Raw genomic sequence first — 8,722 nt, forward strand, 5'->3', positions numbered from 1 at the left:
GTCCATACGTGGCAGGGAATTACGATCACGACAATGGCGAGTCGACCAATGCTGCAACGCGGCACCTTGACCGCGTCCTAAAATATCACATAGTCTTTTCGATACGCAATTTTCTTTCGTAACGGATGACATCTATGCCCCAGACCCCCAAAGATCGCCCCTGGATGTTCAGGACCTATGCGGGTCATTCGACAGCAAAGGCGTCGAACGCGCTGTATCGCGGTAATCTGGCCAAGGGGCAGACCGGTTTGTCTGTCGCCTTTGATCTGCCCACACAGACAGGATACGACAGCGACCACGAATTAAGTGGCGGCGAGGTCGGCAAGGTCGGCGTCCCGGTTTGCCATCTGGGCGATATGCGCGCCCTGTTCAATGACATTCCGTTGGAACAGATGAATACGTCGATGACGATCAATGCAACCGCGCCATGGTTGCTGTCGCTTTATATCGCGGTTGCAGAAGAACAGGGTGCGGATATCAGCGCGCTGCAAGGCACCGTTCAAAACGATATCATCAAGGAATATCTTTCGCGCGGCACCTATATCTGCCCACCCGAAGCATCAATGCGGATGATTACCGATGTGGCAGCGTATACGCGGGAATTCTTGCCAAAATGGAACCCGATGAATATCTGTTCCTACCACCTGCAAGAAGCCGGGGCGACACCGGAAGAAGAATTATCCTTTGCACTTGCAACCGCCACGGCAGTGCTGGACGATCTGAAAACCAAAGTGCCCACCGCTGATTTCCCGCAAATGGTGGGCCGCATTTCGTTCTTTGTGAATGCCGGGATTCGATTTGTGACCGAACTGTGCAAAATGCGTGCCTTTGTCGAACTTTGGGACGAAATTTGCATAGAACGCTACAACGTGCAGGACGAAAAATATCGTCGGTTCCGCTACGGCGTGCAAGTCAACTCTTTGGGATTGACCGAACAGCAGCCGGAAAACAACGTCTATCGCATCCTTATCGAAATGCTGGCGGTCACACTGTCAAAAAATGCCCGTGCCCGCGCCGTGCAATTGCCCGCGTGGAACGAAGCATTGGGCCTGCCCCGCCCGTGGGACCAGCAATGGTCGCTGCGGATGCAGCAAATTCTGGCCTATGAAACCGACCTGCTGGAATATGATGATCTGTTCGACGGCAACCCCGCCATAGAACGCAAGGTCGCAGCCCTGAAAGACGGCGCGCGTGCAGAGCTTGCGCAGATCGACGCGATGGGCGGTGCGGTCAAGGCGATCGCCTACATGAAAAGCAGGCTTGTCGAAAGCAACGCCGCCCGGATCGGCGGGATCGAAACGGGCGAAACCACTGTCGTTGGCGTGAACAAATGGCAGGCAGGTGAACCGTCACCCCTGACGGCAGGTGACGACGCGATCATGGTCGCTGACGCGCAGGCAGAGGCGGATCAGCTGACGCGGCTTGCAACATGGAAAGCCGGGCGTGATGCGGGGGCGGTCGCGCAAGCGCTTGATGCGCTGCGCTTGGCAGCGCGCAGCGGTGACAACATTATGCCGCCTTCCATTCAAGCTGCCCGCGCGGGCGTGACAACTGGCGAATGGGCGGATGTTGTGCGCGATGTGTTCGGTCAGTTCCGTGGCCCGACCGGGGTTTCCCGGTCGCCGTCAAACCGTGTCGAAGGTCTGGATGATCTGCGCGAAAGGGTCGATGCAGTGTCGGCCAATCTGGGGCGTCGACTGAAATTTCTGGTCGGAAAACCCGGTCTAGATGGCCATTCAAACGGTGCGGAACAAATTGCCGCACGTGCGCGCGATTGCGGCATGGATATTGCCTACGAAGGTATTCGCCTGACACCGGATGAATTGGTGCAAGCCGCAATCGACGATCAAGCACATGTGATCGGCCTGTCGATCCTATCGGGATCGCACATTCCCTTGATTGCGACGTTTATGGAAAAACTTCATAAAAACGGGCTTGGCGACATCCCCGTCATTGCGGGCGGTATCATCCCCGATGCGGATGCAAAGCGATTGCTGGAAATGGGCGTGGCGCGCGTTTACACACCAAAGGACTTTGAATTGAACCGGATTATGGACGATATTGTCACGCTTGTTGATAAGACCGTTATCGCCGCAGAATAACATTCTACTTGATCTCATTAATTCAGAATGCAAAGGCTACAGTTCATTGCACCTGACTTTTCAGGTGCTTCGACAGGAGCCGCCCATGGATACCATTGATCTAAAACAGATGTCGCGCAAAGATCTTGAGAAATTGCGCAAAAAAGTCGACAAAGCGCTGGAAAACATTTCGTCCCGCGAATTGAAACTAGCGCAAGATGCCGCCTCACGGGCTGCAGCCGAATATGGCTATACCCTTGAAGATGTATCGAAACTGCCCGCACCACGACGTGCAGCCGGTGTGAAATCCGCACCGAAATATCGCAACCCCGACAACGCTGACCAGACCTGGACCGGCAAGGGGCGCCAGCCAGACTGGTTCAAAACAGCAATTGCCGACGGTCGCGATCCATCCACGATGGAAATTTAAGCCCTAACGACCCAAGGCATTTTGAAGATCCTCGTAGGTGTAGCCGTCGAGGATCTCACCGCTTAGGCCTTTGCGAAATCCCGGCGCGATGGGCAGACAGCCAATGCCGCAGATCAGGTGAACCGACCGTTCACGGCCTGCGACATACCAAAGCCGACCGCCCGGCGTGGCGACATAGCCATTCAGTAAAAACTGCGCGTCGCCATCGACGTCGATCAGGCTGGGCAATTCGTTAAAGTATCCATCATCGAATGCACCGTGCGTATGATACGACGCCGTCACGGCGATGTCCGTGGGGAATGGTGCGGAACATGACGCAAACGTGCCCGCGACCGCCGGGCTGGCGACAAGTTCACCGTCATTATCATAGCCCAGATAGCCGCAATATTCGCGGCGCTTCGCAAATGATTGCGCCTGCAACGCGTAAAGCGTGCGTTCTGCAAGCGCCACTTCTGCAAGGTCTGGCGCGGCTGCGCCTGACGTCGGCAAGGGCCAGAGAAATACCCATAGAAGTCGCCACATTGCTTTTCTTTCCACGCGGATTCCCCCAATACTACCGCCAAATTGCAAAGGAAAAAGCCATGACACCTCACATTGCCGCCAAAGCCGGAGATATTGCCGAAACCGTCCTGATGCCGGGCGATCCATATCGCGCGAAATGGGCGGCAGAAACATTCCTGACCGACGCCGTCTGCATCAACGAAGTGCGTGGCATGCTGGGTTTCACCGGTATGTGGAACGGGAACCGCGTGACGATCATGGGGTCGGGCATGGGGATGCCGTCCATGTCGATCTATGCGAACGAATTGATGAAAGACTACGGTGCGCAAACGCTGATCCGCATCGGTAGCTGCGGCGGGATGCAGGACAACGTCAAGGTGCGCGATGTTGTGCTGGCGATGACAGCGACGTCCACCGGAACACCGTCCAGCACGATTTTCCGCGAAATCGACTATGCGCCCGTGTGCGATTTCGGTCTGTTGCAGGCCGCATATGCCGCGTCGGAAAAACGCGGCACGCCGACCCATGTCGGCAGCATCTATTCGTCCGACACGTTCTATGCGGAACGCAACGACCTGACCGAACAGATGATCCGGCATGGCGTGCTGGCCGTCGAAATGGAAGCGGCCGAGCTTTATATCCTCGCCGCGCGATACAAGCGTCGCGCGCTGGCCGTGATGACCGTCAGCGACCACATCATCACCGGTGAATCGCTGCCCAGCGATCAGCGGGAACGCACCTTTGGCGATATGGTCGAAATCGCGCTTGAAGCGGCCTTTGCCTAACGCCCGTGACTGCGATCGTATGAATTGAGCGGCGGCTCCGACCACGGGGCCGCCTCTTGTGTGTCAAGGATCTGCATCTCAAGCGGGTGGCAGACCGCGACATCGGATGAATGCTGCGTGCTACAATCGCCACCGGGACAGGCGGACAACACCGCCAGCAGGTCGATCTCTGCCAGCAGGTCAAGGTGATCGCCCGCGCGGACGGGGCTGGCCTTCATGAAATACTGGCCGGTATCTGCAGTGAACCCCGTGCACATGAACACGTTCAGCACGTCGTGGACATATGGCTCTGCCGTTGTCAGTGGCAGGCCTGTGGCATCCGACAAGGCGCGCGTCAGGTTCGAATGACAACAGTGGTGGTAGTCCAGACCACCCAGAAGCTTGGCCGTATAGGGGTCGCAGCGCGTGCCGATCACGTCATGCACCGCCCCGCCGTGCGCATCACGCCCATACCAGTCCAGCGTATCGGCCACGACGGTCGCCATGGGTCGCAGATAGGGAAACCCCGACCACAGGCGGTCGCCGGTCGTCACATGCGACCCGTGCAGGGCGCGTGTCTTGCCGGAATAAAACCGCTCTGACAGATCGTGGGCGTGAAACAAATTCAGATCACCGACCTGCGGACCGTCGGGGCACAGGATTCGCAGCACCTGCCCCGCCCTGACGCGGATATGGCGCGCATCACGCGGCGGGACCGTGACCCTTTCCACGACGGCCATTGGGTGTGCGGCCCGATCCAGCGCCGCCTGCGGCACAGGTAAGGCATCGTTCGGATAGCAGATCACAGGGGCGACCGCCCGTCGTTCTGCGGCATCAGCGGGTGTTTTGGGTCGTGATGCCATGTCTGATCCTATCTTTTTCTGCATACTTACAGCAAAACGCCGCCCCATGGGGACGGCGTTTCAGTGTCATTGGCCAACAGCACGTCGCAGCGCGACGTTCCCGGTTTTGCGCGCAAAACCGGCACGCCGATCAAACGACCCGCTCAACCATCATATGCTTGATTTCGGAAATCGCTTTTGCGGGGTTCAGACCCTTTGGGCAGGCCTTGGCGCAGTTCATGATCGTGTGGCAGCGATACAGTTTGAACGGGTCTTCCAGATCGTCCAGACGTTCGCCCGTTGCTTCATCGCGGCTATCGACGATCCAGCGGTGTGCGGCCAACAGTGCGGCCGGGCCAAGGTAACGGTCAGAGTTCCACCAGTAGCTTGGGCAGGATGTCGAACAGCATGCACACATGATGCATTCATAGCGGCCATCCAGCTTTTCGCGGTCTTCGATCGACTGGCGCCATTCCTTTGCAGGGGCGTTGGTCTTTGTTTCCAGCCACGGCATGATCGACGCGTGCTGCGCGTAGAAATGCGTCAGGTCGGGGATCAGATCCTTGACCACGGGCATGTGCGGCAGGGGATAGATCTTGATGTCGCCCTTTGCTTCATCCAGGCCAGAGATACAGGCCAGCGTGTTCACCCCGTCGATGTTCATCGCACAGGACCCGCAGATCCCTTCGCGGCAGGAACGGCGGAAGGTCAGTGTGGGGTCGATGTCCGTCTTGATCTTGATCAGCGCGTCCAGAACCATCGGACCGCAGGTGTCCAGATCGACATGATAGGTATCAAGACGCGGGTTTTTCCCATCGTCGGGATTCCAACGATACACCTGTACCTTTTTCGTGTTCTTGGCGCCTTCGGGTTTGGGCCATGTCTTGCCCGTAACCATCCGGCTGTTTTTCGGCAGTGTCAGTTCGACCATTTTCAGACCTTTCGTCGGTGGGCCGCAAAGCAGCCCGTCAAATCAGTGCCCTTAGCGGGCGGAATACGGGGCCAGCGGTGCGGCTCCGCTAAGCCGGGTGTAGCATTCAGAATAAACAACCGCCGGGTCGCGCCCCCGGATAAAATCATCGGTGATCCCTACGGCAATCCCCGTCTGCACACCAAACGCGCTGGATACACCGACGGACACCTGGCCCGTTGGTCCCGCAGCCGCCGCAGCCTGATCGGCGCAGCGTGCTTCGATCTGGGCAATCGTCGGCGGCAACGGCGGACCACAGGCCGCCAATGCCACCAAGCCCAGCGATGCAGTCCAGCGCAGGCGCATCAATAGACCCGCTTTTTCGGCGCGATCTTCTTCATGTCGATGCCGCCCTCTTCTTCTGTCGTCAAAGGATCCATATGGACAGGACGGTAATACAATTCGACCTTATTGCCCGTCACCTTTGCGAGAGAGTGCTTGCGCCATTCTTTATCGTCACGCTCTGGATAATCTTCGTGGGCATGCGCGCCACGGCTTTCCTTGCGCGCCTCTGCGCAGACGATCGTGGCCAGTGCGTTGGGCATCAGGTTGGCCAGTTCCAGCGTTTCCATCAGGTCGCTGTTCCAGATCATCGATTTGTCCGTGACGTGCAGATCATCCAGCTTCGCCGCGATGCCGGTCATCGTCTGGACGCCTTCGCCCAGTGTCTTGTCTGTGCGGAAAACGGCGGCGTCAGCCTGCATCGCGTTTTGCATTTCCAGCCGCAGTTCGGCGGTGGGTGTTCCGCCGCTGGCGTGGCGCATCTTGTCAAAGCGATCGAGTGCGGCATCGACACTGGATTGGTTCGGCGTCGGGTTCGTCGTGTTGGGATCAACGACCTGCCCCGCCTTGATCGCCGCCGCACGACCAAAGACGACAAGGTCGATCAGGCTGTTGGACCCAAGACGGTTGGCCCCGTGCACGGATGCACAGCCCGCTTCGCCCACGGCCATCAGACCGTGCACGATGCCGTCGGGATTGTCAGCCGTGGGGTTCAGCACCTCTCCCCAATAGTTGGTGGGGATGCCGCCCATGTTGTAATGCACGGTCGGCTGCACCGGGATCGGTTCCTTGGTCAGATCGACACCTGCAAAGATGCGGGCTGATTCGGTGATTCCCGGCAGACGCAAATCCAGCGTTTCGGGCGGCAGGTGGTTCAGGTTCAGGTGGATGTGGTCCTTTTTCGGCCCGACACCGCGGCCTTCGCGGATTTCCATGGTCATGCAGCGGCTGACCACGTCACGTGACGCCAGATCCTTGTAGGTCGGCGCATAACGTTCCATGAAACGCTCGCCTTCGGAATTGGTCAGGTAGCCGCCTTCGCCACGCGCGCCTTCGGTGATCAGGCAGCCTGCACCGTAGATGCCGGTGGGATGGAACTGCACGAATTCCATATCCTGCAACGGCAGCCCCTGCCGTGCGACCATACCGCCACCGTCACCGGTGCAGGTATGCGCGCTGGTGGCGCTGAAATAGGCGCGGCCATAACCGCCCGTTGCCAGTACCGTGGTTTTCGCACTGAACAAGTGCAAAGTGCCGTCGTCCAGCTTCCACGCCATCACGCCCTGACACACACCGTCTTCGGACATGATCAGATCGGTGGCGAAATATTCGATGTAGAATTCGGCTTTTTGCTTCAGCGATTGACCATAAAGCGTGTGCAGAATCGCGTGACCGGTGCGGTCGGCGGCGGCACAGGTGCGCTGCACGGGCGGGCCTTCACCGAATTCGGTGGTATGACCGCCAAAGGGGCGCTGATAGATCTTGCCTTCTTCGGTGCGCGAAAACGGCACGCCGTAGTGTTCCAGTTCGTAAACAGCCTTGGGCGCTTCACGCGCAAGGTATTCCATCGCGTCGGTGTCGCCCAGCCAGTCGGACCCTTTGACCGTGTCATACATATGCCACTGCCAATGGTCGGGCCCCATGTTGGACAGCGACGCGGCGATGCCGCCCTGTGCCGCAACGGTGTGCGACCGGGTCGGGAACACCTTTGAGATACAGGCTGTTTTCAGCCCCTGTTCTGCAAGACCAAGCGTCGCGCGCAGGCCGGACCCACCGGCACCCACGACGATGGCGTCAAAGGTATGTGTTTCGTAATCATAAGCGGCCATCGGTCAGCTCCGGCAATTAAAGGGCAAGGCGCACGACGGCGAAAACACCGACGGCGGCGGCGGCGTAGCTGATGCAGATCATCGCAATGATCAGCGGAGCCTTCAGCGCACCGTGAATATAATCTTCGATCAGGGTCTGAACACCGCCACGAAAGTGCAGAAAGCTGATGGCGATGGTCAGGGCAGCGATCACGGACGGGAAGGGACGCTGGTAATATGCGACGACTTGTTCATAGGGCGCGCCGTAGATCGCGCCAAAGGTAAACACAAAGCAGGGAATCAGCAGCAACAACGCCACAGATGTCACCTGCATCTGCCAGTGATGCTGTGTGCCGGACCGTGCAGATCCGTTGCCCGTCGCGCGTTTGCGGTCAGTCATGAATGCCATGGTCAGTCCCCTAAAGCACGATTGCGGTAAAAATGGTCAGCAACACTGAAATCAGCACGATGGCCTGACCCGTCGTTTCCACCCGGTCGACTTCCAGCAGGTATCCCTGATCCCAGATCAGATGACGCAGGCCAGCCAGCGAATGATACCAAAGCCCGGCCACCGAAAAGAACATCACCAGATCACCGAACCAGCTGGTCAGGAACCCATCGGCGGTGGCAAAGGCATCCGGCCCGGCGGCGGCGGCGGCAAACCACCATACGACCAGCAGCGACGTCACCAGCAGTGCATTGCCGGTAATCCGCGTGAAGATCGACGTCATAGATGTCCACTGCGGACGGTAAATCGTCAGATGTGGCGAAAGCGGGCGATTGCCCCGGTTCAGATCGGTCATTTCCGGTCCCTTGATCCTGCTCTCCCGCGATCGGGAGCGAATTGCCTGCGATACATGAACCATTGCAACGGGGAAGTCACGCCACAGGCGCAATTTTTCCTTGCGTGATTTCGACGCGACCACAGCGCCTGCAACGAAACGGCGGGCAGGTCATGACCTGCCACTGAACTTTCATCCGGCGGGAACCGGAGCCCTTTGGGTTGATAGGCCTATTTGCGCAGGTGGAGCAACCGACATCCGT

10 protein-coding genes are annotated in these 8,722 nt (G+C 58.4%); 3 read left to right on the plus strand and 7 right to left on the minus strand.

Features of this window, described 5'->3' with window-relative positions; translation table 11 throughout:
- Positions 1-134 precede the first annotated feature (134 nt).
- Positions 135-2,102 carry a protein meaA gene (locus tag GZH79_RS03105; protein ID WP_211641731.1) on the plus strand — a complete coding sequence of 656 codons (1,968 nt, stop codon included), beginning with the start codon at positions 135-137 and terminating at the stop codon, positions 2,100-2,102.
- Between the two features lie 85 nt (positions 2,103-2,187).
- Positions 2,188-2,511: an H-NS histone family protein gene (locus GZH79_RS03110; RefSeq protein ID WP_211641734.1), complete on the plus strand. Its 324-nt coding sequence runs from the start codon at positions 2,188-2,190 to the stop codon at positions 2,509-2,511.
- A gap of 3 nt (positions 2,512-2,514) precedes the next feature.
- Here the strand turns inward: GZH79_RS03110 and GZH79_RS03115 are convergent, their stop codons facing one another.
- Positions 2,515-3,033, minus strand: a complete 519-nt coding sequence (locus tag GZH79_RS03115) for a DUF4329 domain-containing protein (protein ID WP_211641736.1) — start codon at positions 3,031-3,033, stop codon at positions 2,515-2,517.
- A 59-nt stretch (positions 3,034-3,092) separates the two neighbouring features.
- On the opposite strand from GZH79_RS03115, the gene deoD reads away from it, so the two are divergent.
- Positions 3,093-3,797: a purine-nucleoside phosphorylase gene (gene deoD, locus GZH79_RS03120; RefSeq protein ID WP_211641737.1), complete on the plus strand. Its 705-nt coding sequence runs from the start codon at positions 3,093-3,095 to the stop codon at positions 3,795-3,797.
- On the opposite strand, the gene GZH79_RS03125 is transcribed toward deoD, so the two are convergent.
- The 6 genes from GZH79_RS03125 to sdhC form a co-directional block, all read right to left on the minus strand.
- Positions 3,794-4,639, minus strand: coding sequence for a DUF1989 domain-containing protein (locus GZH79_RS03125; RefSeq protein WP_211641738.1), 846 nt, complete (start codon positions 4,637-4,639; stop codon positions 3,794-3,796). The two genes, deoD and GZH79_RS03125, sit on opposite strands and share 4 nt — an antisense overlap.
- 130 nt (positions 4,640-4,769) lie before the next feature.
- Positions 4,770-5,549 carry a succinate dehydrogenase iron-sulfur subunit gene (locus GZH79_RS03130; protein WP_211641739.1) on the minus strand — a complete coding sequence of 260 codons (780 nt, stop codon included), beginning with the start codon at positions 5,547-5,549 and terminating at the stop codon, positions 4,770-4,772.
- A 51-nt stretch (positions 5,550-5,600) separates the two neighbouring features.
- Entirely contained in the window at positions 5,601-5,894 is a 294-nt protein-coding gene (locus GZH79_RS03135; RefSeq protein ID WP_211641741.1) for a hypothetical protein, read from the minus strand.
- Complete coding sequence (gene sdhA / locus GZH79_RS03140; protein ID WP_211641744.1) at positions 5,894-7,699, minus strand: succinate dehydrogenase flavoprotein subunit; 1,806 nt, start codon at positions 7,697-7,699, stop codon at positions 5,894-5,896. The genes GZH79_RS03135 and sdhA overlap by 1 nt, the downstream gene beginning before the upstream one ends.
- A 16-nt stretch (positions 7,700-7,715) precedes the next feature.
- On the minus strand, positions 7,716-8,087 hold the full coding sequence (sdhD, locus tag GZH79_RS03145; protein WP_211641746.1) for a succinate dehydrogenase, hydrophobic membrane anchor protein: 372 nt from the start codon (positions 8,085-8,087) through the stop codon (positions 7,716-7,718).
- Positions 8,088-8,097: 10 nt separating this feature from the next.
- Complete coding sequence (gene sdhC / locus GZH79_RS03150; RefSeq protein WP_211641748.1) at positions 8,098-8,481, minus strand: succinate dehydrogenase, cytochrome b556 subunit; 384 nt, start codon at positions 8,479-8,481, stop codon at positions 8,098-8,100.
- Positions 8,482-8,722: the final 241 nt, after the last annotated feature.

Source organism: Loktanella sp. SALINAS62 (genome assembly GCF_018263905.1).
GTDB lineage: Bacteria > Pseudomonadota > Alphaproteobacteria > Rhodobacterales > Rhodobacteraceae > Loktanella.

Excerpts from the sequence above, each read along its gene's own strand:
- GZH79_RS03110 (WP_211641734.1), top strand. The coding sequence starts at position 2,188 with ATGGATACCATTGATCTAAAACAGATGTCGCGCAAAGATCTTGAGAAA.
- GZH79_RS03105 (WP_211641731.1), top strand. The coding sequence starts at position 135 with ATGCCCCAGACCCCCAAAGATCGCCCCTGGATGTTCAGGACCTATGCG.
- GZH79_RS03130 (WP_211641739.1), bottom strand. The coding sequence starts at position 5,549 with ATGGTCGAACTGACACTGCCGAAAAACAGCCGGATGGTTACGGGCAAG.
- GZH79_RS03135 (WP_211641741.1), bottom strand. The coding sequence starts at position 5,894 with ATGCGCCTGCGCTGGACTGCATCGCTGGGCTTGGTGGCATTGGCGGCC.
- sdhD (WP_211641746.1), bottom strand. The coding sequence starts at position 8,087 with ATGGCATTCATGACTGACCGCAAACGCGCGACGGGCAACGGATCTGCA.
- GZH79_RS03115 (WP_211641736.1), bottom strand. The coding sequence starts at position 3,033 with ATGTGGCGACTTCTATGGGTATTTCTCTGGCCCTTGCCGACGTCAGGC.
- deoD (WP_211641737.1), top strand. The coding sequence starts at position 3,093 with ATGACACCTCACATTGCCGCCAAAGCCGGAGATATTGCCGAAACCGTC.
- GZH79_RS03125 (WP_211641738.1), bottom strand. The coding sequence starts at position 4,639 with ATGGCATCACGACCCAAAACACCCGCTGATGCCGCAGAACGACGGGCG.
- sdhC (WP_211641748.1), bottom strand. The coding sequence starts at position 8,481 with ATGACCGATCTGAACCGGGGCAATCGCCCGCTTTCGCCACATCTGACG.
- sdhA (WP_211641744.1), bottom strand. The coding sequence starts at position 7,699 with ATGGCCGCTTATGATTACGAAACACATACCTTTGACGCCATCGTCGTG.